Consider the following 23,052-nt stretch of genomic DNA (forward strand, 5'->3'; position numbering starts at 1 on the left):
CTTCGAGGATCAACGAACAATCCAATGCCGTCAACGAAACGTCGCGGCTTCGCTCGAAATCCGTCGACAATGAGTCAGGATGCCGCGATCTCCGCCACCCGCTTCACCGCGTCGCGCACCGGTCCCGGCCGCCGCAGGTCCGCCAGGGTGGTGAACCAGTGCTCCGGCGGGTTGCGGCCGGCGGCGCGGGTCCAGGTCAGGGCGCGCAGCACCGCCTCGGCCTCCCCGGTCGGCGACACGGCGGGGTCGAACCCGTTCATCACCGCCCAGATGCCGGCCCAGCAGCGCCCGACCGACCAGGGGTTATAGCCGCCGCCGCCGACCACCATCACCCGCGGCGCCAGCGGCAGCAGGGCGGCCACCGCCTCCCACAGCGCATGGTTGGACAGCTCCAGCCGGCTCAGGGGATCCTCGGCCAGGGCGTCGGCGCCGGTCTGGATCACCATCGCCTGCGGGCGGAAGGCGCGGGCCAGCGGCAGCACCGCCGCCTCCATCACATGCTCCATCTCGCTGTCGTTGAAGCCCGGCGGAACCGGCAGGTTGCGGGCCATGCCGCCGGCCCGGTCCTCCGCCTTGCCGGTATAGGGCCAGCGCCCGTCCTCGTGGATCGAGATGGTGAGCACCCGGTCGTCGTCGGCGAAGGCCTCCTCCACTCCGTCGCCGTGATGGGCGTCGAGATCGACATAGAGCACCCGCTCCAGCCCATGGTCGAGCAGTTCCAGGATGCCCAGCACCGGCGCGTTGAAATAGCAGAAGCCGCTGGCGCGGTCGCGCCGCGCGTGGTGGGTGCCGGCGGCCGGGGCATAGACCAGCCCGGCCGGACGGTCGCCCAGGATCCGCGCCGCCTGCAGGGCCGACCCGCTGCTGTGGGCGGGCCGCCGGTACATCTCGGCGAAGACGGGATTCTCCAGCTTGCCCAGATTGTGGCGGGCCGCCGTCGCCTCGTCCACCCGCTGCTCCGCCTCCGCCCGCTTCAGGGCGGCGATGTAGTCCGCCGTGTGGAAGCGCGCCAGCTCGCGTTCGCTCGCCACATGGGTGTCGAGATAGACCTCCTCCTGCAGCCACCCCATGGCGCGGCTCAGGTCGATGACCGTCGACACGCGCGGGATCGCCAGCGGATGCTTCGGACCATAGGTCGAGCCGCGATAGATCTCGCCGCCGATGAACAGGGGGATGCGGAGAGGCGTGGTCAGGGGATGATCTCCATCGGTCCCGTGAGAAACTAGGCGGTGCCGCGCGCCGGTCAAGCGGCACCCCTCCGCTTCCGCACTCTGGAATCGCCTGCGCCGATGCTTGCGGTCACGGATCATCCGCGCCTATAGTCGCCGTCTTCACTGGGGGGAGCCGATGGGCGGCTGAGAGGTCCCGTTGCGGGACGACCCCTGGAACCTGATCCGGTTCATGCCGGCGTAGGGATCAGTGATGGCAGACCGCAAGCGCACCTTCTCCGCATCATCGCCCTTCCCGCGCCCGTCCTCGCGTCCATGCCGGCGATGACGCCGCTTTCGGTGACCGTCTCGCGAGCGCGGCTGACCTTCGGCGGCACGCTGCTGTTCTCCGACCTGACGCTCGATCTGCCGGCGGGGCGGACCACCTGCCTGCTGGGGCCGAGCGGCGTCGGCAAGACCACGCTGCTGCGCATCCTCGCCGGCCTGGCGGAGCCGGAGCCTCCGACCCGCGTCACCACCGGCGACGGACACCCCCTGCCCGGCCGCATCGCCTACATGGCGCAGCAGGATCTGCTGCTGCCCTGGCTGACCGTTCTGGACAATGTCCTTCTGGGCGACCGTCTGCGCCACCGGCGTCCCGATGCCGCGCGGGTGGAGCGTGCCCGCGCGCTGCTCGACCGCGTCGGTCTGGCGGGGCGGGAGCGCGACCGTCCGGCCGCCCTGTCCGGCGGGCAGCGGCAGCGGGTGGCGCTGGCCCGCACGCTGATGGAGGACAAGCCGCTGGTCCTGATGGACGAGCCCTTCTCCGCGCTCGACGCCATCACGCGGCTGCGGCTGCAGGAAACGGCGGCGGAGACGCTGGCCGGCCGCACGGTGCTGATGGTCACCCACGACCCGCTGGAGGCGCTGCGCATCGGCGACCGCCTGCATGTGATGACCGGCCGCCCGGCCGTCATGGGGCCGGCTCTGGAACCGTCGGGCCCGGTGCCGCGCCGGGTCGACGACCCCGGATTGCTGGCGCTGCAGGCGGAGCTGTTGCGGAGGCTGGCGGAATGAGGGCGCTGCTGCGCGCCCTGGTCACGCTCGCCGTGCTGGTCGCCGGCTGGCAGGCGCTGGTCTGGGCCACCGGCTTGCCGCGCTATCTGCTGCCCGGTCCGCTGGCCGTGGCCGACGCAATGCGGCGGCAGGCGCCCCTGCTGTGGAGCCATGGGCTGACCACCCTGACCGAGATCCTGGTCGGGCTGGTGGCCGGCGTGGCTCTGGGCGGGGTCAGCGCGCTGCTGCTGGCGCGGTTCCGCACGGCGCGGCGCTGGCTGATGCCGCTTCTGCTGGTCAGCCAGGCCATTCCGGTCTTCGCGCTGGCGCCGCTGCTGGTTCTGTGGCTGGGCTACGGCATGGCGTCCAAGATCGCCATGGCGGTGCTGGTCATCTATTTCCCGGTCACGACCGCCCTGTTCGACGGGCTGCGCCGCACCGATCCCGGCTGGCTCGACCTTGCCCGCACCATGGGCGCCTCGCCCGCCGCCATCCTGTGGCGGATCCGCCTGCCGGCCGCCCTGCCCGCCTTCTGGTCCGGCGTTCGGGTTGCAGCTGCGGTGGCGCCCATCGGCGCGGTGATCGGCGAGTGGGTGGGGTCGTCCTCCGGCCTCGGCTATCTGATGCTGCACGCCAACGCCCGCATGCAGATCGACCTTCTCTTCGCCGCCGTGCTGGTGCTGGGGCTGTTCGCGGTGACGCTCTATGCCGCCGTCGATGCGCTGGCCCGCCGCGCCCTGCCCTGGCAACCCGATACCCAACCGGCCGAAGACGCCAATCCTTGAAGGGGGAGAAAACCCGATGAAGCACCTGTTCGCCGCCGGCCTGATGGCAGCCGGCCTGATGACCGCGCTTCCGGCATTGGCCCAGGACAAGCTGTCCGTGATGCTGGACTGGTTCGTCAACCCGGACCACGCCCCGCTGGTGGTGGCGCAGGAGAAGGGCTTCTTCAAGGATGCCGGGCTGGAGGTGACGCTGACCGCACCGGCCGACCCCAACGACCCGCCGAAGCTGGTCGCCGCCGGGGGCGCCGACCTTGCCGTGTCCTACCAGCCGCAGCTGATCCTGCAGGTGTCCGAAGGGCTGCCGCTGGTCCGCGTCGGCACGCTGGTGTCGACCCCGCTGAACTCCGTCGTCGTGCTGCGCGACGGGCCGGTGAAGACGCTGACGGACCTGAAGGGCCGCAAGATCGGCTTCTCCATCGCCGGCTTCGAGGATGCGCTGCTGGGCGCCATGCTGGAGAAGCACGGGCTGAGCCTGAAGGATGTGGAACTGGTGAACGTCAACTACTCGCTGTCGCCTTCGCTGCTGTCGGGCCAGGTCGATGCGGTGGTCGGCGCCTTCCGGAACTTCGAACTGAACCAGCTGGATATCGAGAAGCAGCCCGGCCGCGCCTTCTACCCGGAGGAGGAAGGGGTGCCGCCCTATGACGAGCTGATCCTGGTCGCCCACAAGGACAAGGCGAACGACCCGCGTTTCAAGCGATTCCTGGCGGCGGTGGAGCGTGCGACGCTCTACATCCTGAACCACCCGGAGGAATCGCAGGCGGCCTTCGTCAAGGGTCGGCCGGAACTGAACGACGAACTCAACCGCCGTGCCTGGGCCGATACGCTGCGGCGCTTCTCCCACAGCCCGACCGCCCTGGATGCCGAGCGCTACACCCGCTTCGCCGAGTTCCTGAAGGCGCGCGGCCTGATCAAGGAAGTGGCGCCGGTCGACCGGTATGCCGTGGTGGTGAAGTAATCCGCTACCGGACGACATTTGCTTTCCGGGCCGGCGGCGCGTTACCTAGAGAAAAACCACAACGCCGACCACCGATCGGCGGTTGCATGAATTGGGAGACGCAAGGCTATGCCGATCAAGACCATCCTGCTGCACATGGCAAATGACGACGCCCACGCTGGCCGGATGGCCGTTGCTGCGACGCTCGCCAAGCAATTCTCCGCCCATATCCAGGCGCTCTACGTCGCCACCCCGGTGTCGATGCCGGCGGGCGCCACCGGCCGGGCCGCATCATACGCCTTTATGGCGGAAGCCACCGCCATCGCCCATGAGAACGCCGAGCGGATCGAGCGGGAGGTGCGGCAGGCGCTGAACGGCCTGTCCTATGACTGGACGGTCGAGGAAGGCGATCACGTCGAATTGCTGGCCGAACGGGCCTCCTACGCCGATCTGGTCGTGGTGGCGCAATCGGCGGCGGTTCGGGCGGGCGATCGCATCTCCCTGCACAACATCCCCGACCGCCTGCCCCTGGAAACCGCCACCCCGGTTCTGGTCCTGCCGCCGGGCCAGCCCGCCACCGCAGCCATCGGCCGGCATGTGCTGGTCGCCTGGAAGAACTGCCGCGAAGCGGCCCGCGCCGTCCGCGCCGCCATGCCCTTCCTGGAGACGGCGCAGTCCGTCACCATCCTGACGGTGGAGTCGCCCGACCATCGCAGCGACGAAGCCGCCGCCCTGGTGGACTGGCTGCACCGCCACGGCATCGCCGCCCGTCCCCAGTCGGTCATCGCGTCGGGCGGCGATGTCGGCGACATGATCCTGTCCTGCTGCACCGACCAGGGCGCCGACATGCTGGTGATGGGCGCCTATGGCCACTCCCGCCTGCGCGAACTGGTGCTGGGCGGCGCCACCCGCACGGTGTTGGAAGGGCTGACCTTGCCGACGTTGCTGACCCATTGAGGGCGGAGGCGGGGGAACGTCGTTGCGGCGACCGTCCCCCGTAGCCGTAAATTCACCCGAACAGCTGCCCGTGCAACGCCTGCCAGCTGTCCCGGTCGGGCGCCAGCAGGATGCTGCCGTTCAGCAGCCCCGGCCGATAGGGCGTGCCGTCGATCAGCGCCGAATAGCCGCCGGCCTCGGCGTGCAGGAGCACGCCGGCCGCGTGGTCCCACGGCATCAGGCGGTGGTAGAGCGAATAATGCGCCCGCCCCTCCAGCAGCCGCAGATACTCCTGCGCGGCGCTCGACAGGCAAACGCGCTCGCCGAGTCCGGCGCTGCGCTCCTCCAACTGCCGTCTCATCTCTTCGCCGCAGAAGCGGGTGGACAGGGCGCCGACCATCTGCGGCAGCGGCACGGCGGGCGCGACATGGACCCGGCGGCCGTCGAGCCATGCCCCCCGCCCTTTCACCGCCGTCGCCGTCCGCCCGTCCACCGGATCGTGGATCCAGCCCGCGACCGTCTCGCCCTTGCAGGCGAGCGCCACGATCACCGCGAACAACGGGCGGCCCTGGGCGAAGTTGATGGTGCCGTCCACCGGATCGATGATCCAGACCGGATCGTCGCCATGGATGCGGTCGAGCACGCGCCCATCCTCGGACGCCGCTTCCTCGCCGATCACCCGGCTGCCCGGAAGCAAGGCCGACAGCGCCGGGGTCAGCGCGCGTTCCGCTGCTTCATCGGCCAGGGTGACGAGGTCGGTCGGCCCGGTCTTCTGCCGGATGCCTGCGGCGTCGAGCTTCTGGAAATAGGGCATGATTTCCGTCCGGGCGACTGAACGGATCAGGTCGGACACGCGGTCGATGTCGGGAAGCGGGAAACCAGTCATGATTGGGCGCTCTCACTGGCTTGGCGTGCGCTCGGCTCGGACGGAATCGCCCCAAACGCGAATCGCACGGAAATTCGAAAGGCGACGGACCGTCACGGCTTCGCCGCCGGCTTGGCGGGATTGCTGTCCCGCTTCAACGTCGGGTCGCCGCCATCGGGATTGGTCAGCAGAACCTTGCCGTCCAGCCCGCTGTCCTTCAGCGCCTTTGACAGCGCGTCGAGCGTGGCGCGGTCGGCGGCGATGGCTGCGGCCTCCCTGGCCGGATCGGGCGGCGGCGGAGTCACTGGTCCGCCCTGTGCCGGCAGTCGCGGCGCATTCGGATCGATCCGTGGCGGCGGCGGCGGGGGGCCGGCGGTTTCCTTCTCGGGCTCCGGCGGTGGAGGCGGCGGCTGCCAGAGGCGGAAACAGTCGGTGAAGGCCGGCTGCTTGCACTCCTTCAGCAATTCGACGGCATCCGGTGCGATGACCAGCGGTACATCGGGAGCCACCGGAAGGGGTTCCGGCGGGGGCGGAAGCGGATCTTCGGGAGGGATGTCCGGCTCTTCGACATAGCCGGGCGGAAGGGGCGTTCCGGGCCGCAAGGGCTCCGCCGCGAACAGCGCTGCCGACGGGAGGGCGAGCGCCAGAAGCACCGGCAAGGCCGGCAGCAGGCGACCGGCACCGGTCGGGACGGAACGGAAGGAGCGACGGAGCACGACAAAACCGCGGCGATGGCGAACGCTCCATTATGGCCCGCCATCACCCGCGCAGTCATCCATCAAGCGTGTGTCAAATCACCGTCATGCGGCGGCGCGGTGGTTCCCTTCGGGAAATCCGGCCGGACGCCGCCCCTCGCCATAACCCCAGGCCGAAAGCTCGCGGCAGATCGCGGCGATCTTCGCGGCCTCGTCGGCATTCGGCTCCCGCTGCGCGGCAGCGTCGATCAGGCGGATCAGTTTGGCTCGTCCTTCCGGGGTGCGCGACAGCTCCTGCAACCGCAGCAGCGCCGCACCCGGCGGCAATTTCTCTTCACGGGCCACCAGAGCGACCTGATCGGCGAGGAAAGCCGTGATTGAAAAACACGACGGATCGGTTTGCAACCGCATTGGCAGTCCTCCACCTGGGGGAGCGCGTTGCTCCGTTCCAATAATTGGAACTCCAATAATCGGACCCCAATGGGGAAATCGCCACTCCGCATTGGTCGTAAGACCGGAGTGGGGTGCAACAGGTCATAGCGGCCGTTGCACCCATTCCGTTTGGCTAGCGCCGCAACTCACCTCTTAGGGTTGTTCGTACGACGTAGCATTTACCGCAGCGTCAGGCCTGAGATTGCGGCTGGAACCGCTTCTCGAACCGGGCGAGGTCGGCCGGGTCGAGGGAGACGTGCAGATGCGCCCGCTCCTCGTCGTCCCGGCGTTCCAGAACCTCGCCCTTGGCATAGAGCCAGGCGAGCGCCGCGCCGTCGCCCAACTCGACCGACAGGTCGACCACCCGCCGGTTGACGTTCATCCGCTGGTCCAGCAGGCGGTCGAGGTCGTCGATCCCCTCGCCGGACAGCGCCGACACGGCGACCGCACGCGGATTGCGGCTGGTCTGCGCCAGGATCGCCGCGCGGCTTTCGCCGTCCAGCGCGTCGATCTTGTTCAGCACCTCGATCACCCGGTCGTCCGTTTCCGGATCGATGTCCATGTCGGACAGCACCTCATTGACGTCGGCCTTCTGGGCGTCGCTGTCGATGTGGGCGATGTCGCGGACATGCAGGATGATGTCGGCGGCGTCCACCTCCTCCAGCGTGGCGCGGAAGGCGGCGACGAGGCCGTGCGGCAGGTCGGAGATGAAGCCGACGGTGTCGGACAGGATCACCTTGCGCCCCGACGGCAGAGTCACCTGCCGCATGGTCGGATCGAGCGTGGCGAACAGCAGGTTCTGGGCGAAGACGTCGGCATTCGCCAGCCGGTTGAACAGCGTCGATTTGCCGGCGTTGGTGTAGCCGACCAGCGCCACCACCGGATAGGGCACCTTGGCGCGCGCCTTGCGGTGCAGGCCGCGGGTACGCCGCACCTCCTCCAGTTCCTTCTTGATCTTGATGATCCGGTCGCCGATCAGGCGGCGGTCAAGCTCAAGCTGGGATTCGCCGGGGCCGCCGAGAAAGCCGAAGCCGCCGCGCTGCCGTTCCAGGTGGGTCCAGGAGCGGACGAGCCGTGACTTCTGGTAGGTCAGCGACGCCAGTTCGACCTGCAGCATGCCCTCGCGCGTGCGGGCGCGGGCGCCGAAGATCTCCAGGATCAGGCCGGTCCGGTCGATGACCTTCGCCTTCAACGCCCGTTCGAGGTTGCGCTGCTGTACCGGCGACAGGGCGTGGTCGAGGATGACCAGCGTCGCCTCGTTCTCCTCCACGACCTGTGCCAGATGCTCCACCGTGCCGGAGCCGAGCAGGGTCGATGGCTGAGGCCGGTTCACCTTGGCGCATTCGGCATGGACGACGTCCAGCTGAATCGCCTGGGCAAGACCGATCGCCTCCTCCAGCCGTGATTCGGGAGGGCGCAAGTCCCCGTCCGCCTCGTTGCGGAGGACGGGGTGGACCACGATGGCCCGCGCGGCGCCTTCCGGGGCCGCGCCGTTACCATTGGTCAAGGGATCAGACGCTTTCACCTTCCTTGGGCGGCTCGAAAAGTTGAATGGGATGGGCAGGCATGACCGTCGAAATTGCGTGCTTGTAAACAAGCTGGGAATGCGCGTCGCGCCGCAACAGTACCGAGAAGTTGTCGAACCAAGTAATGATGCCCTGGAGTTTCACGCCGTTCACGAGAAAGACGGTTACGGGAGTCTTGTTCTTACGCACGTGGTTCAGAAACACGTCCTGCACGTTCTGGCTTTTTTCAGACATTTTTTATGCCCCCTTCTTCAATGTTCTTGGGACCCCTTGATTAAAGGCGGTCCGCTCCCCGTTTCACGGTGTAGGTTTGGTGCGCGCAGGTACCGTCTCGACAGCCGTTTGCAGGGATATGGTATCACCATTGCCATCCACCAAGCCACAGAGGACGCTCTGCAGCGCCGTGCAGTCGGAGTGGCGATGGGCGGGGGGAAAACGGTCGAAGCCGCTTCCCTCGCCGAGCCCTATTAGCACCGGAACGAGACCGGCGCCATGGGCGCATTCCATGTCGATGTCGGCGTCGCCGAGAAACCAGACGTCAGGGCCCGGTTCGATCCCCGCGGGCTCCAGCGCCATGCGCACCGGGGCGAGGTGCGGCTTGTCGAACTCCGCGTCCTGGGCGCCGACGAGCTTGCCGAAATAGCGCGTCCAGCCCAGCACCTCGGCCTCGGCCCGCAGGAACTTGCCGTTCTTGTTGGAGACGACGGCCTGATAGACGCCACGCTCGTGGAAATGGCGCAGCAGCGTCTCGGCGCCGGGCAGCGGCTTCAGCCCGTCAAGATGGTGGGCCTCGAAATAGCCATAGAAGAGGTCGCGCGCCTCGGTCCAGCGCTCGCCGAAGATTCGCGGAAAGCTGTCACGCAACGACGCCTTGATCCGCTCGCGCGCCTCCTCCGCACTCCAGGGGGCAAGGCCGAAGGATACCAGCGCATGGTTCAACGCCTCGCGCACGGTGTCCCAATTGCTGACCAGGGTGTTGTCCCAGTCATAGATGACGGCGCGTGGCAGGGTGATGGGGGGTGGACACACGGACAATCCAATTTCCTTTCCGCAGCTCTCGACGCCAGGGGATCCGTATATAGCTTATCAGGCCGCGACCGTCTGCAACCGGAGCAAATGCAACCTAAAAAAGAAATTATCGCTATTTATTCCCTTTTTATCGTTGTCTAGGATCTGTGGTTCCCGGAATTTACAATGCATATCCGGGTATTTCAATCATCGACGGGCAACGCAAATGCTAGCGCTTCTTTTTGTACTGGTTGCATTGCCATACGCCATCGTTGCAGGAATTATTCAGGAGGCTACGTATAATGAGGGCAAGCGAAAAGATATAAAGAAGAACATATTCATTTTCGCGGTTCCTGCCATATACACGACCTTAATAGACAGAAATGTTTTCATTGAGCAGTGGTTTTTCTCCATGAAGGATTTTGCGGAGATTTTTGGAGGTTTTCCGCTTATATACATAATATACCCAGCTAGCATTTATATGGCATTTCAATTTATTTCCATTTCATTCTTTAACAAATCTGGAAATTTTAACATTATAAAATTTGCAGTATTCACGTTAATATTTTACGGGTTATTTATATATGGATTGACCAATCTTGATAAGGGTCTCCTTGGATATCAGTTTATAGTAATTTTGACGATTGCAGTCGGGTTTATGTACTTTGTTTTTATTGCTGGAATGCACTCTGTTTTTCCAAAAATAATCCTCGCGTCGAATGTCCTGGGGTTTTTGGCGAGTTATTTTTCTGGAGAAAAATTATTCATCGACGACTATTTTGTCGTTCTAGAGCTATTCCCAGAGGTGCCGGGAGTTATCGGGTTGATTATTGTGTTGGCCTCAACGATCTGCTCCGCCTACAGCTTCGGTGTTGAAAAGGGTTGGTTCAATCACTTGGGATGAGTGGCTGAATGGCGGCGCAAGAGCGTTGATGGAACAACGCTCTTGCGTGCTGTGCCTTGTAAGGGAGGTGGCGACGGAGAGGGCGCCCGTCACTCGATGAACATCTTCCCCTTTTCGCTGCCATGGACGCCCAGCGACTTCAGCTTGCGGTGAAGGGCCGAGCGTTCCATGCCGACGAAGGACGCGGTGCGGGAGATGTTGCCGCCGAAGCGGGTGACCTGGGCCAGCAGGTATTCGCGCTCGAACACCTCGCGCGCCTCACGCAGCGGCAGGCCCATGATCTCGCCGCCCTTGTCCCATTTCAGGACGGTCGGGGTTATGGCGCCGATCTCCGGCGGCAGGGTGTCGGCGCGGATCGGCTCCTTCGCGTCGCCCTGCGCCATGATCAGCAGCCAGTCCACCACGTTGCGCAGCTGGCGCACGTTGCCCGGCCAGTCATAGGCCTGGAGCGCCGCCATCGCGTCCTCGCCGAACTCGCGGATCGGCAGGCCCGACGCCTCGGCGGAGCGCTGCATGAAATGGCGGGCCAGCACCGGAATGTCCTCGCGCCGCTCGGCCAGGGAGGGCACGCGGATCGGCACCACCGACAGGCGGTAGAACAGGTCCTGGCGGAAGCGGCCCTGCTCGATCTCCGCCTGAAGGTCGCGGTTCGAGGTGGCGATGACGCGCACGTCGACCTCGACCCGCTGGCCGCCGCCGACGCGCTCGAACACCTGTTCCTGCAGGGCGCGGACGATCTTGCCCTGGGTTTCCAGCGGCATGTCGGCGACCTCGTCCAGCAGCAGCGTGCCGCCATGGGCCTGCTCGAAGGTGCCGATCTTGCGGCCGGGGCCGTCGACGCCGGCCTCGGTGCCGAACAGCTCCATCTCCAGACGTTCCGGCCGCATGGTGGCGCAGTTCAACCCGACGAAGGGGCCGCCCGCCCGGCGCGACCGGGTATGGATCAGGCGCGCGACCACCTCCTTGCCGGCGCCGGGCGGGCCGGAGATCAGCACGCGGCTGCCGGTGGGGGCCACCTTGTCGATCGACTGGCGCACCTGGTTGACCGCGGAGGACCGGCCGATCAGTTCGGCGTCGCCGCCGGCGCGCAGCTTCAGTTCCTGGTTCTCGCGCTTCAGCCGCGCCGCCTCGATGGCACGGTCCACCATCAGCAGCAGGCGGTCGGCCTTGAACGGCTTCTCGATGAAGTCGTAGGCGCCGATCTTGATCGCCTGCACCGCGGTCTCGATGTTGCCGTGGCCGGAAATCATGATGACCGGCAGATTCGCATGGTCGCGCATCAGCTGTTCCAGGATCTGCAGGCCGTCCAGCCTGCTGCCCTGCAGCCAGATGTCGAGCACGACGAGGCTCGGACGGCGCGCCGCCACCTGGGCGAAGGCCTGATCGGCGTCGGCGGCCTCGCGGGTCTTGATGCCTTCGTCGTTCAGGATGCCGGCGATCAGCATCCGGATATCAGCTTCGTCGTCGACGATCAGAATGTCATGCGCCATGGGCTTCGTGCCTCATCTCTCCGCCGGTCTCCGCCGGCCTGTCGTCACGGCCGTCCGCGTCGTTCGCGGCCGTAACCGGGTGCGGGATGACCAGGGTCACGCGCGCCCCGGTCCCGCCTTCGCGGTCCTCCAGGGTCAGCACGCCGCCATGGTCCTCCATGATCTTCTTGACGATCGCGAGCCCCAGCCCGGTGCCCTTGGCCCGCGTCGTCACATAGGGCTCGGTCAACCGGTCGCGCTGCTCGCCGCCGGGAAGGCCCTTGCCATTGTCCTCGATGGTGACGACGACCTTTTCGCCGTCGTCCTCCACCGCGATCGACACCTCGCCGGGCGGCAGTTCCGACCCGTCGGCGGGCGGGCTGCGGCCTTCGATGGCGTCGGCCGCGTTCTGCAGCAGGTTGGTCAGCGCCTGGGAAATCTGCCGGTTGTCGCAGGCCACCGTCAGCGGTCCCGCCGGCAGCCGCGTCTCGAACCGGATCCTGCCGCTGTGCGCGCTGGATTGCAGGAACACCGCCTGCCGGACGAGATCGTTGATGTTGGCCGGCTTCATCACCGGCTGCGGCATGCGCGCGAAGGCGGAGAACTCGTCCACCATGCGGCGGATATCGTCCACCTGCCGGACGATGGTGTCCGTGCACATGGTGAAGACCTCCGTATCGCTGGAGATCTCCTTCAGGTATTTGCGGCGCAGACGTTCGGCCGAAAGCTGGATCGGCGTCAGCGGATTCTTGATCTCATGGGCGATGCGCCGCGCCACGTCGGCCCAGGCCGCCTTGCGCTGCGCCGAAACCAGTTCGGTGATGTCGTCGAAGGTGACGACATAGCCGCGCACGTTGCCGTCCCGCACCTCGGCGGCGATGCGGACCAGCAGGGTCAGCATCGGCTTGCCCGGTCGGCGGACATGGATCTGGTCCTGCACGACGCGGCCGGGCCGCTTCGGCGCGTTCTCCAGCAGTTCGGCCATGTCCGGCAGCAGTTCGACCAGCGGCAGGCCGACCATCCGCTCCGGATCGTCCTCGCCCAGCAGCCGCGCGGCGGACAGGTTCGGCAGATTGATGACCCCGTCGGCATCCAGGCCCAGCACGCCGGCCGACACGCCGGACAGCACCGTCTCGGTGAAGCGGCGGCGCTCGTCCAGCAGGCGGTTGGTCGACAGCAACTCCCGCCGCTGCCCCTCGATCTCGGTGGTCATGCGGTTGAAGGCGCGGGACAGCAGGACGAACTCGTCCTCGCCCGGCGGTTCCGACACGCGGACGGTCAGGTCGCCGGCGCGCACCCGCTCGGCGGCGCCGATCAGCGCGCTGATCGGACGGACCAGCCGGGTGGCGAAGTTCAGGCCGGCCCACACCGCCGCCAGCAGCAGCAGCATGGCGACGACCAGGAAGATCAGGGTGAAGGTGATCTGCAGGCTGCCGCGCTGGCTTTCCAGCGCGCTGTATTCCTTCACCGCCCCCTCGGCCGCCGCCATATGCTGCAGAACCCGCGGCTCCACCATGCGGCCGACATAGAGGAAGGTGTCGGACATCCGGTCCAGGCTGACCAGGGCGCGCACGCGGTCGTCGGATTCCTTGACGATCAGCGCGACCTCGCCATTGCGGGCCTGCTGGAGCTTCTCTTCCGGGATCGGTTCGAATTCCAGGGTGAAGGTGTAGCCGACGCGGGCGACGATGGCGCCGGTGGTGCCGTTGAAGACGATGGCCTCCGACAGGGCGCGCAGCATCGCCTGGGTGGCGACGACCTGCTCGAACCGCTGCGGATCGCTGGAGAAGCGCGCCTCCTGCGACAGGTCGTTGGCCATGGCCAGGGCGTCGGCGCGGATGTTCTGCTGGTGCTCGTGGAGATAGGCGCTGGCGACCACCAGGGATTCGTTCACCGCCGTGCGCACGCGGTCGCTGAACCAGCTCTGCACCCCGACATAGAAGAACAGGGTCGAGAAGACGGTCATGATGATGGCGGGCGCCACCGCCAGCACGCTGAACACCAGGACCAGCCGGGTGTGCAGCCGTGACCCCGCCAGCCCGCGCCGCCGGCCGATCAGGATCGCCACGATCCGCCGCGCGATCAGCACGCCGAGCGTCAGCAGGATCGCAAGATCGAGCGTCAGCAGAAGCGTGACCGTACGCGGGTTGGCCTGCCCGAACGGCGCGCTTTCGGTCATCGCCGCATAGGTGGCGAATCCGGCCGCGAGCGCCGCCAGCGACAGGGCAAAGGCCAGCCGCTTGCCCAGGCCGACCCGCCGGGACCATTGGAGGAACTTCTGCCAAACCGGCATCTGGCCGGCCGCAGGGGTGTCGGTTGTCAGGGGCATGTTCCGGCGCTAATCTGTTGCCGGAAAGATACACCTCTGTTGCGGCCCTGCCAAGACGCAATGGCTCTGCCTTTCGGACAGGGCGCCAATAGGCCGGCCGATATGGGCGGTGCGGACAGTTGTGTGCCGTTGGAAGGGCATCCGTCCGTGCCAAGGCTGTGTCACAAATTTGGCACGGACCGGTTGTGGCGGCGCGGCGGGACCGCTACTTGATCCCGCGCATCACCTGAATGTCGAGGTCACGGATCTTCTTGCGCAGGGTGTTGCGGTTCAGCCCCAGCAATTGGGCCGCCTTGATCTGGTTTCCGCGGGTCGCCGACAGGCTCAGCGAGATCAGCGGCCGTTCGATCTCGCGCAGGACGCGGTCATACAGGCCGTTGGACGGCATGCCGTCCTTATGCGCGGCGAAATAGTCCTTCAGATGGCGTTCGACCGCGGAGGACAGACCTTCGCTCTGCGGTTCCTCGACCGGCTGGGCAACCGGGGTGGCGTCGGCAAGCTCGGCCTCCACCACGTCCAGGCCGATGACCTCCTGCGAATAGAGCGCGGCCAACCGGCGGACGAGGTTTTCCAGTTCACGGACATTGCCCGGCCAGCGGTAGCGCTTCAGCCGGTCCATCGCCGCCTGATCGATGCTCTTGGCCGGGAGCCCCTGGCTGATGCCGATGTTCAGGAAATGGCGGACCAGCAGCGGGATGTCTTCGGTGCGCTCGCGCAGAGGCGGCAGGCGGATCGGCACCACGCACAGGCGGTAGAACAGATCCTCGCGGAACAGGCCCTGGCGGATCAGCGTGCGCAGGTCGCGGTGGGTGGCGGCGATGATGCGGACGTCGGTCTTGATCGAGGTGCGTCCGCCGACCGTGGTGTATTCGCCTTCCTGCAGCACGCGCAGCAGGCGGGTCTGGGCGTCGAGCGGCATGTCGCCGATCTCGTCCAGGAACAGGGTGCCGCCCTGCGCCTGTTCGAACCGGCCGGTCGACCGGTTGGTGGCGCCGGTGAAGGCCCCCTTCTCGTGGCCGAACAGCTCGGATTCGATCAGTTCGCGCGGGATGGCCGCCATGTTGATGGCGACGAAGGCGCCGTTGCGCCGCTTGCCGTAATCGTGCAGCGCGCGGGCGACCAGCTCCTTGCCGGTGCCGGACTCGCCGGTGATCATCACCGTCAGGTCGGTGCCCATCAGGCGGGCCAGCACCCGGTAGATTTCCTGCATCGCCGGCGACCGGCCGATCAGGGGAAGCTGCTCCTCGCTCTCCTGGTCGCCGCCGGGCATGGCGACCGGCGCGTTGTTGGCGTTCAGAGCACGTTCGACGACCGAAACCAGTTCCTTCAGGTCGAAGGGCTTGGGCAGGTACTCGAAGGCCCCGCGCTCCGCCGCCTTCACCGCGGTGATCAGCGTGTTCTGCGCGCTCATCACGACGACGCGCAGTTCCGGCCTCAGCTTCTTGATGCGCGGGATCAGGTCCAGGCCGTTCTCGTCCGGCATCACCACGTCGGTGATGACCAGATCCCCCTGCCCGTCCGCCACCCAGCGCCACAGGGTCGCGGCGTTGCCGGTGGTCCTCACCTCGTGGCCCAGCCGGGCGAGGGCCTGCGTCAGGACGGTGCGGATGGCGCGGTCGTCATCCGCGATGAGAATGGTCGCCGCGCTCATCAACGACTCCCCCGGCCGCCCTTGGACCGCGAACCAGCGTCAGAAATCTTCGAATTCCCGGTCAGTTTCGAGCCTTCGTGTTTCGAATCATCGTACATCGGCAGCGACACCTTGAAGACTGTCCGGCGAGGCTGGCTGTCGAACTCGATGGTTCCGCCATGGTCGCCTATGAGTTTCGCCACCAATGCAAGACCAAGGCCAGTCCCGTTCACCTTGCTGGTCACGAAGGGGTCGAACAGGTTCGACTGCAGGTCCTCCGGGATGCCGTCGCCATTATCCTGAACCGTCACCAGCAGCGGCAGATGCCTGCGCACGTCGCCGCCCGGCAGGGCCATGCGGACACCATGCTGGTAGGAGGTGGTCAGAGTGATCTCGCCGCCTGATTCCGGTGCAGCTTCTGCCGCATTTTTAATCAGATTCAGGAAAACCTGCACAAGTTGATCGCGATTGCCGTAAACGGGAGGCAGTGACGGGTCGTAACGCTCGACAAAGCGTATTTTTCGGGCAAACCCGCTCTGGGCGACCTTGCGCACATGCTCCAGCACGGTGTGGATGTTCACCGCGGCCCGCTCCAGCGGCCGTTCGTCGGAGAACACCTCCATCCGGTTGACCAGCGCCACGATGCGGTCGGCCTCGTCGCAGATCAGGCGGGTCAGCACGCGGTCCTGCTCGCCGGCATTCTCCTCCAGCAGCTGGGCGGCGCCGCGGATGCCCGACAGCGGGTTCTTCACCTCATGCGCCAGCATCGCCGCCATGGCGGTGACGGAGCGCGCGGCATGGCGGTGGGTCAGCGAATGGTCGATCTTGCGGGCCAGCGACCGTTCATGGATGGTCAGCACCACATGGTCGGGCGGATCGCCCATGGCCGCCACCTGGACCGTCACATGGTGCGGGCCGATGCGGGGCGTGTCGATGACGACGCCGTCCTGCGACACCCGGCGGCTGCCGCGGCGCACCTGCTCGATCAGCCCCATCACCGGGCTGTCCGGCGGCAGCAGGTCGGGCAGCGGCATGCCCTCCATGGCGTTGGCGGACAGGTCGAAGAACTCCTGCCCTTCCAGGTTGACGAAGCGGATTTCCCCTTTGCCGTCCACCACCAGCACCGGATCGGGCAGGCTGTTCAGCACCACCAGGGATTCCAGCCGCGGCGCCCGCGAGGCGCCCGACCGGTTGCGGCCACGCTGGCCCGGTGCGGTCATCGGTACGGGCTCCATCAGGCGGCCATCCTTTCGATTGCCGGTTCGTAGAAGGCGCGGATGCGGTCGCGCACCGCTGCGGGGTCGCCCAGACGGTTGACCTCCTGCCGGAACTCGTTGGACTCGCGCAGGCCCGTCGAATACCAGGACACATGCTTGCGGGCGACCTTGATGCCGCCGTCCGTGCCGTAATGGCTCAGCATGCTGTCGAAATGCTCCAGCAGCGTTTCCATCTGCTCATGCAGCGGCGGGTCGGGCAGCCTTTCGCCGGTGCGCAGGTAATGCATGACCTGCGACGGGAACCAGGGCCGGCCGTAGCTGCCGCGGCCGATCATCACGCCGTCGGCGCCGCTTTCAGCCAAGGCGCGGTCCACCGCCTCGAAACTGTTGATGTCGCCGTTGACCACGACGGGGATCGACACCGCGTCCTTCACATGGCGGACATAGGTCCAGTCGGCGGTGCCGGTGTAGAACTGCATGCGGGTGCGGCCATGGACCGTCACCATCCTGATGCCGCACTGTTCGGCGATGCGGGCGAGGTTGGGAGCGTTGCGGTTGGTCTCGTCCCAGCCCAGCCGCATCTTCAGCGTCACCGGGATGCGGACGGCCTTCACCACCGCCTCCAGGATGCGGCCGGCCAACGCCTCGTCCCGCATCAGGGAGGAGCCGGCATGGCCGTTGACCACCTTCTTCACCGGACAGCCGAAATTGATGTCGACGACCGCGGCGCCGCGATCCTCGTTCAGCTTCGCCGCCTCGGCCATCACCTCGGGCTCGCAGCCGGCGAGCTGGACGGCCATCGGGAATTCCTCGGGCTCGGTCTCCACCATGCGCAGGGTCTGGCGGTTCTCGCGGATCATCGCCTGGCTGGCGATCATCTCCGACACCACGAGACCGCAGCCCGCCCGTTTCACCAGCCGGCGGAACGGCAGGTCGGACACGCCCGACATGGGCGCCAGGATCACCGGTCCGGCAAGCGTGATGGGCCCGATTTTTATGGTCATTCTCACCTGCCCGTTTGATGGGCAAAAATACGAATTGCCAACATTTTAAGCAAGTTATCACGCGGCCAGGGCTTTCTGCAAGTGCGAAGCCCGGGGCGGCGGTCAGGCATCCCCTACCAGGCCCATTGCCGGATCAGCACATTCGACACGAATTTGACGCCGGGATAGGCGAGCGTCGCCAGCAGATAGACGATCAGCATCGTCCGCGCCGCCGTCCGCCCGCGCACGCCGGTGCGGTATTCCGCCAGCAGCAGCAGGCCGATCACCACGAAGGTCGCGAGCGACAGCAGGCTCTTGTGGTCGGTGCGGAACAGCAGCCCCTGCTCGAAATACAGCACCGCCATGCCGGTGGCGAGGCCGGCGCCGAGAATCACCTCCGACGCGATCAGCAGGCGCAGCTGCAGCCGTTCGCTCTCCGCCACCGGCGGCAGGAAACGGCTGAGGGGCGTCGGCCGCTTGGTCTTCAAGGCCCGCGTCTGCAGCACCGCGGCCAGCGACGCCACGGCGCTGAGCGTCAGCAGGGCATAGGTGAAGACCGACACGGCGATGTGCAGGTCGATCCACACGCCGGGAGCGTTGCCGCGCATGACCGGACCCGGCGCATCCTCGGTCAGGGTGGCGAACAGGCAGACGACCAGAAGATAGGGCAGCAGCAGCGGCGCCAGCCTCCAGGCCGTGCCATGGAACAGGCAGAGCCCGATGAACAGCGCCATGCAGGCGGCGGTCGTCACCCACAGCGCGGTTGAAAAGCCGGTGTGCCACTGCCCCGCGACCTGCAGGACCGCCCAGATGCCCGGACCGGCGGCGGCGAGCAGCAGGGCGCCCCAGAAGGACCAGCCGCGCCCCTCCACCCCCTGCCCCGCGATGCGCCGGTAGGGATAGAAGGCCGCCGGCACCAGGGTCACCAGGGCCGTCAGGCTCAAGAGGATGTTCTGCGACATGGACCCGAACGCACTCCCGTCTTTCCGCCCCGACATGCCGCCGCCGTCATGTGGCCCCGTCATGTGGCCATTGACCCGCCGGGAACCGTCCGGCGATGAAACAGGCAGGCTCGGCACTTGGCGGAACCACGGCGACAGGCTAGGCTCCGCGACGTTTCCGTCAAGTGGCTATCATATCTTACGGTTTGCCTCATGCCCACCCGCATCGCGCCCACCTGCATCGCTCTGATCGTCGCCGGAGGATCCGGCCAGCGGTTCGGGTCCGAACGGCCGAAGCAATATCTCGACCTCGCCGGCAAGCCGGTGCTGCGCCGGACGGTGGAGGCCTTCCTGCGCCATCCGCAGGTCGGCGGCATCCGCGTCGTCATCGACCCGGCCTGGCGCGACGCCTATGACGCCGCGGTCGCGGGTCTGGGCCTGCCCGACCCGGTGGCCGGCGGAGCCAGCCGGCAGGACTCGGTGCGCAACGGGCTGGAGGCGCTGGCCGCCGACGGTGCCCCCGAGCTCGTGCTGATCCATGACGCCGCCCGCCCCCTGATCGACGACTCCACCATCGCCGCGGTGATCGAATCCCTGCGCGACAAACCCGGCGCCATCGCCGCGGTTCCGGTGGCCGACACGCTGAAGCGCGGCAACGGCGGCACCATCTGCGCGACGGTGGACCGCGAGGGGCTGTGGCGGGCGCAGACCCCGCAGGGCTTCCGTTTCCCCGCCATCCTGGAGGCGCACCGCTCCGCCGCCGGGCTGTCGCTGACCGACGATGCCGCGGTGGCGGAGCGCGCCGGGCTGGCCATCGCCCTGGTGCCGTCCAAGGAGGACAATTTCAAGGTGACCACCCCCGACGACCTGACCCACGCCACCCGCGCGATCATGAGCAGCCTGTGGGACGTGCGGACCGGCAGCGGGTTCGATGTCCATCGCTTCACCGACGGCGATTTCGTGACGCTTTGCGGCCTGCGCGTGCCGCACAGCCATGGGCTGGAAGGCCATTCGGACGCCGATGTCGGCCTGCACGCGCTGACCGACGCGATCCTGGGCGCGCTGGCCGCCGGCGATATCGGCAGCCACTTCCCGCCCAGCGATCCGCGCTGGCGCGGCGCCGACAGCGCCAAGTTCCTGCGCCATGCCGCCGATCTGGTGGCGGAGCGTGGCGGCGTCATCGCCCATGCCGACGTGACGATCATCTGCGAGCGGCCCAAAATCGGTCCCCACCGCGCCGCGATGGCCGAGCGGATCGCCGAGATCCTGGGTATCGAACTCGGGCGGGTCAGCGTCAAGGCGACCACCACCGAAGAGCTGGGTTTCACCGGCCGGCGCGAGGGCATCGCCGCGCAGGCGGTGGCGACCATCCGGCTTCCCGGATAAAATCCAACTCCGACGACGCCACCAAGCGGGAGAGGCCGCCATGTTTCCCGAGACCATCCGCGAGCTTGCAGCCCAGACTCTGGCCGAATACGGCCTTGCCGGCCACATGATCGCCACCGCCGAGTCCTGCACCGGCGGGCTGATCGCCGGTGCGCTGACCGACATCGCCGGATCGTCCAAGGTGGTGGACCGCGGCTTCGTCACCTACACCAACATCGCCAAGACCGAGATGCTCGGCGTTCCGGCCAGCCTGCTGCATGCCCATGGCGCCGTCAGCCCGGAGGTCGCGGTCGCGATGGCGGTGGGCGCGCTGGCGAAGTCGCGGGCGGACGTGACCGTGGCGGTGACGGGAATCGCCGGCCCCGGCGGCGCCACCGAGACCAAGCCGGTCGGCCGCGTCTATATCGCCACCGCGGTGCGCGGCGGTGCGGCCAAGGCCAAGGAATACACCTTCCCCGGCGACCGTGACGCCGTGCGGATGGCGACCGTCCAGTCGGCGTTGGAGCGGCTGCGGTCGGCCCGTCCGGCTGAAAGCCTGCGCTGAAGAATCACGTACAAACTCTTCATGAATAAGGAAAAATTTGGATGCCGACCATCAATATCCAGCTTTTCGAAGGCCGCACGACCGAGCAGAAGCGCGAATACGCCAAGGCGCTGACCGAGGCGACCGTGAAGGTGCTCGGCTGCTCGCCCGCGGCGGTGGACATCATCTTCCAGGATGTGAAGAAGAGCGACTGGGCCAGCGGCGGGGAGCTGTGGTCGGACAAGACCTGACCCGGCCGCTTTCATCAGGCCCGCAGGGCGTCACGCCGGTTGCGTCGCCCTGCCCGGCCCATACAGCTGCGCCGCCCGCGTCTCGAAGGCCTGCACCATGCGGCGCACCGCTTCGTTGAACAGCAGGCCCATGATCTTCTGCAGCATCTTCGAGCGGAACTCGAAATCGACGAAGAAGTCGACGCAGCAGCCGCCGGGATGGTCGTTGAAGATCCAGTGGTTGTTCAGGTACTGGAACGGCCCGTCGGTGTACTGCACGTCGATGCGGCAGGCGGATTCGTTCAGCTCCACCCGCGAGGTGAAGCGTTCGCGGACCATCTTGAAGCCGATGATCAGGTCCGCGAACATGACGTTGTCTTCGCGCTTGCGGATTCGGGCCGCCAGGCACCAGGGCAGAAACTCCGGATACTTCTCCACGTCGGCGACAAGGTCGTACATCTGCCGGGGCGTGTAGGGAAGAACCTTCTTTTCCGCGTGCGTGGGCATGCCCGTACCATATCCTTTCTTATTGAGCCGCCTGCATCAGGCGGCCGCGACCCCCAGCTTGCGCAGCCGGGCTTCGCGCAGCTTCTCGAAATCGGCGCCCGCATGATAGGACGAGCGCGTCAGTGGCGACGAGGCCACCAGCAGGAAGCCCTTGCCGCGGCCGACAGTGGAATAACCGTCGAACTCCTCGGGAGTCACGAAGCGATCCACCGCCGCATGCTTGGGCGTCGGCTGGAGATACTGCCCAATCGTCAGAAAGTCCACATCGGCGGAGCGCAGATCATCCATCACCTGCCCGATCTCCTCCTTCGTCTCGCCCAGCCCGACCATCAGGCCGGACTTGGTGAAGATGGTCGGGTCGAGTTCCTTCACCCGCGCCAGCAGCTGCAGCGAGGCGAAATAGCGCGCGCCCGGACGGATGTTGGGGTACAGGCGGGGAACCGTCTCCAGATTGTGGTTGAAGACGTCGGGCTTGGCCTCCACCACCACCTCGACCGCACCCTTCTTCTTCTGGAAGTCGGGGGTGAGGATCTCGATGGTCGTTTCCGGCGAGGCGGCGCGGACGGCGCGGATGGTGCGGGCGAAATGCTCGGCGCCGCCGTCGGCCAGATCGTCGCGGTCGACCGAGGTGATGACCACATGGCTGAGCTTGAGCTTGCCGACCGCCTCGGCCACATTGTCCGGCTCATGCGGGTCCAGCAGGTCCGGCCGCCCGGTCTCGACATTGCAGAAGGCGCAGCCGCGCGTGCAGATCGAGCCCAGGATCATGAAGGTGGCGTGCTTGTGCTTCCAGCACTCCCCGATGTTCGGGCAGGCGGCCTCTTCGCACACGGTGTTCAGCTTCAGCCCGCGCATCAGTTGGCGGGTTTCGTTGTATTCCTGGCTCATCGGCGCTTTGACCCGGATCCAGGCCGGTTTGCGCTGGATCGGGTTGTCGGGCTTATGGGCCTTTTCGGGGTGGCGCAGCTTCTCGGTCTGGTCGACGAGGGTCATGGTCTAAAGCTCCCGACGGCCGACGCGATGCCCCGGCCCCGACAAATAGATGCGATGAGGGTGTCAAACCCGCCATTCCGGCGGAAACAGTTCGGCCGGATAGGCCGGATCGAGCGCCTGGTCAAGCGTGAAAGGCGACTTGACCGGGAAATGGCCGTCCGGGGTATCCGCCTCGTCGGCGGCATCCAGCCGGGCCTTTCGGTAGGTCTTGTCGAACATCGAGGCGATGTGGGGCCGCAAGCTGGGACTGGCGGCGATCTCATCCACCAGCCGGTCACGCTGCTCGCGGATCGTCCGCCGCCAGCCGCGCTCGCACCGCTCGCGCAGGTCCGGGCAGAACAGCCATTTCAACAGATGGGTCAGGAGAACCCGCAAACGGCTGTCGATCTCGGATTTCTGGCTGCGGCCCATGCTCTCGATCTCCTCGGCGACGTTCTCCCAATCGACCGGGGCATTGTTCCGCTCGGCGCCGGCACGGCGAAGCTCCTGCGCCTGGGCTTGGGTCCAGGCGTAGAAATCCTCGTCATAAGCGGCGCTGCTGCGGTCCATGGC

The 23,052-nt window shown here is 66.7% G+C and carries 24 protein-coding genes and 1 riboswitch; of the genes, 8 read left to right on the forward strand and 16 right to left on the reverse strand.

Features of this window, described 5'->3' with window-relative positions:
* Positions 1-74: 74 nt before the first annotated feature.
* Positions 75-1,247 (reverse strand): acetoin utilization protein AcuC, encoded by a 1,173-nt coding sequence (locus DM194_RS04585; protein WP_111066135.1) that lies wholly within the window; start codon positions 1,245-1,247, stop codon positions 75-77.
* A gap of 80 nt (positions 1,248-1,327) precedes the next feature.
* Positions 1,328-1,434, forward strand: a riboswitch (TPP riboswitch).
* A 74-nt stretch (positions 1,435-1,508) separates the two neighbouring features.
* Here DM194_RS04585 and DM194_RS04590 point away from each other — a divergent pair.
* From DM194_RS04590 to DM194_RS04605, 4 genes are all read left to right on the forward strand, one after another.
* On the forward strand, positions 1,509-2,225 hold the full coding sequence (locus tag DM194_RS04590) for an ABC transporter ATP-binding protein (RefSeq protein WP_425457272.1): 717 nt from the start codon (positions 1,509-1,511) through the stop codon (positions 2,223-2,225).
* Positions 2,222-2,989, forward strand: coding sequence for an ABC transporter permease (locus DM194_RS04595; RefSeq protein ID WP_111066136.1), 768 nt, complete (start codon positions 2,222-2,224; stop codon positions 2,987-2,989). Before DM194_RS04590 ends, DM194_RS04595 begins: the two co-directional genes overlap by 4 nt.
* Positions 2,990-3,005: 16 nt before the next feature.
* The gene (locus tag DM194_RS04600; protein ID WP_111066137.1) at positions 3,006-3,947 is read left to right on the forward strand and encodes an ABC transporter substrate-binding protein; all 942 of its coding nucleotides are present in this window, start codon (positions 3,006-3,008) and stop codon (positions 3,945-3,947) included.
* A 108-nt stretch (positions 3,948-4,055) separates the two neighbouring features.
* Positions 4,056-4,883, forward strand: coding sequence for a universal stress protein (locus DM194_RS04605; protein ID WP_111066138.1), 828 nt, complete (start codon positions 4,056-4,058; stop codon positions 4,881-4,883).
* A 52-nt stretch (positions 4,884-4,935) separates the two neighbouring features.
* On the opposite strand, the gene DM194_RS04610 is transcribed toward DM194_RS04605, so the two are convergent.
* The 6 genes from DM194_RS04610 to DM194_RS04635 all read right to left on the reverse strand — a co-directional run bounded on the left by DM194_RS04610 (position 4,936) and on the right by DM194_RS04635 (position 9,409).
* Complete coding sequence (locus DM194_RS04610) at positions 4,936-5,748, reverse strand: inositol monophosphatase family protein (RefSeq protein ID WP_111066139.1); 813 nt, start codon at positions 5,746-5,748, stop codon at positions 4,936-4,938.
* Positions 5,749-5,840: 92 nt separating this feature from the next.
* Complete coding sequence (locus tag DM194_RS04615; RefSeq protein WP_111066140.1) at positions 5,841-6,443, reverse strand: hypothetical protein; 603 nt, start codon at positions 6,441-6,443, stop codon at positions 5,841-5,843.
* 84 nt (positions 6,444-6,527) lie between these two features.
* The gene (locus DM194_RS04620) at positions 6,528-6,833 is read right to left on the reverse strand and encodes a hypothetical protein (protein WP_111066141.1); all 306 of its coding nucleotides are present in this window, start codon (positions 6,831-6,833) and stop codon (positions 6,528-6,530) included.
* Positions 6,834-7,044: 211 nt separating this feature from the next.
* Positions 7,045-8,361 (reverse strand): GTPase HflX, encoded by a 1,317-nt coding sequence (gene hflX / locus DM194_RS04625; RefSeq protein WP_483960772.1) that lies wholly within the window; start codon positions 8,359-8,361, stop codon positions 7,045-7,047.
* A 4-nt stretch (positions 8,362-8,365) separates the two neighbouring features.
* The gene (gene hfq / locus DM194_RS04630) at positions 8,366-8,614 is read right to left on the reverse strand and encodes an RNA chaperone Hfq (RefSeq protein ID WP_012974114.1); all 249 of its coding nucleotides are present in this window, start codon (positions 8,612-8,614) and stop codon (positions 8,366-8,368) included.
* Between the two features lie 63 nt (positions 8,615-8,677).
* On the reverse strand, positions 8,678-9,409 hold the full coding sequence (locus DM194_RS04635; protein ID WP_342792446.1) for an HAD family hydrolase: 732 nt from the start codon (positions 9,407-9,409) through the stop codon (positions 8,678-8,680).
* Positions 9,410-9,614: 205 nt separating this feature from the next.
* On the opposite strand from DM194_RS04635, the gene DM194_RS28000 reads away from it, so the two are divergent.
* Complete coding sequence (locus tag DM194_RS28000) at positions 9,615-10,292, forward strand: hypothetical protein (RefSeq protein WP_162629961.1); 678 nt, start codon at positions 9,615-9,617, stop codon at positions 10,290-10,292.
* 89 nt (positions 10,293-10,381) lie between these two features.
* On the opposite strand, the gene ntrX is transcribed toward DM194_RS28000, so the two are convergent.
* The 6 genes from ntrX to DM194_RS04665 form a co-directional block, all read right to left on the reverse strand.
* On the reverse strand, positions 10,382-11,782 hold the full coding sequence (gene ntrX / locus DM194_RS04640; protein WP_111066143.1) for a nitrogen assimilation response regulator NtrX: 1,401 nt from the start codon (positions 11,780-11,782) through the stop codon (positions 10,382-10,384).
* Positions 11,772-14,090, reverse strand: a complete 2,319-nt coding sequence (locus DM194_RS04645) for a sensor histidine kinase NtrY-like (RefSeq protein ID WP_111066144.1) — start codon at positions 14,088-14,090, stop codon at positions 11,772-11,774. Before DM194_RS04645 ends, ntrX begins: the two co-directional genes overlap by 11 nt.
* A gap of 205 nt (positions 14,091-14,295) precedes the next feature.
* Entirely contained in the window at positions 14,296-15,741 is a 1,446-nt protein-coding gene (ntrC, locus tag DM194_RS04650; protein ID WP_111066145.1) for a nitrogen regulation protein NR(I), read from the reverse strand.
* A complete protein-coding gene (locus tag DM194_RS04655; RefSeq protein ID WP_111066146.1) occupies positions 15,741-16,940 on the reverse strand; it encodes a two-component system sensor histidine kinase NtrB in 1,200 nt (399 codons plus the stop codon). Before DM194_RS04655 ends, ntrC begins: the two co-directional genes overlap by 1 nt.
* A 14-nt stretch (positions 16,941-16,954) precedes the next feature.
* Entirely contained in the window at positions 16,955-17,941 is a 987-nt protein-coding gene (gene dusB, locus DM194_RS04660; protein WP_111066147.1) for a tRNA dihydrouridine synthase DusB, read from the reverse strand.
* A gap of 113 nt (positions 17,942-18,054) precedes the next feature.
* Positions 18,055-18,882, reverse strand: coding sequence for a cytochrome C assembly family protein (locus tag DM194_RS04665; protein WP_111066148.1), 828 nt, complete (start codon positions 18,880-18,882; stop codon positions 18,055-18,057).
* 192 nt (positions 18,883-19,074) lie between these two features.
* Between DM194_RS04665 and DM194_RS04670 the strand changes: the two genes are divergently transcribed.
* The 3 genes from DM194_RS04670 to DM194_RS04680 are packed head-to-tail and all read left to right on the forward strand — an operon-like array spanning position 19,075 to position 21,021.
* Complete coding sequence (locus tag DM194_RS04670; protein ID WP_111066149.1) at positions 19,075-20,247, forward strand: bifunctional 2-C-methyl-D-erythritol 4-phosphate cytidylyltransferase/2-C-methyl-D-erythritol 2,4-cyclodiphosphate synthase; 1,173 nt, start codon at positions 19,075-19,077, stop codon at positions 20,245-20,247.
* Between the two features lie 40 nt (positions 20,248-20,287).
* Positions 20,288-20,791 (forward strand): CinA family protein, encoded by a 504-nt coding sequence (locus DM194_RS04675; RefSeq protein WP_111066150.1) that lies wholly within the window; start codon positions 20,288-20,290, stop codon positions 20,789-20,791.
* Positions 20,792-20,832: 41 nt separating this feature from the next.
* Positions 20,833-21,021, forward strand: coding sequence for a 4-oxalocrotonate tautomerase (locus DM194_RS04680; protein ID WP_111066151.1), 189 nt, complete (start codon positions 20,833-20,835; stop codon positions 21,019-21,021).
* 30 nt (positions 21,022-21,051) lie between these two features.
* On the opposite strand, the gene DM194_RS04685 is transcribed toward DM194_RS04680, so the two are convergent.
* The 3 genes from DM194_RS04685 to DM194_RS04695 form a co-directional block, all read right to left on the reverse strand.
* Complete coding sequence (locus tag DM194_RS04685; protein WP_111066152.1) at positions 21,052-21,507, reverse strand: type II toxin-antitoxin system RatA family toxin; 456 nt, start codon at positions 21,505-21,507, stop codon at positions 21,052-21,054.
* A 36-nt stretch (positions 21,508-21,543) separates the two neighbouring features.
* Positions 21,544-22,500 carry a lipoyl synthase gene (lipA, locus tag DM194_RS04690; protein ID WP_111066153.1) on the reverse strand — a complete coding sequence of 319 codons (957 nt, stop codon included), beginning with the start codon at positions 22,498-22,500 and terminating at the stop codon, positions 21,544-21,546.
* Between the two features lie 63 nt (positions 22,501-22,563).
* On the reverse strand, positions 22,564-23,049 hold the full coding sequence (locus DM194_RS04695) for a DUF29 domain-containing protein (protein ID WP_111066154.1): 486 nt from the start codon (positions 23,047-23,049) through the stop codon (positions 22,564-22,566).
* Between the last annotated feature and the right edge of the window lie 3 nt (positions 23,050-23,052).

The organism is Azospirillum ramasamyi (assembly GCF_003233655.1).
Taxonomy (GTDB): domain Bacteria; phylum Pseudomonadota; class Alphaproteobacteria; order Azospirillales; family Azospirillaceae; genus Azospirillum; species Azospirillum ramasamyi.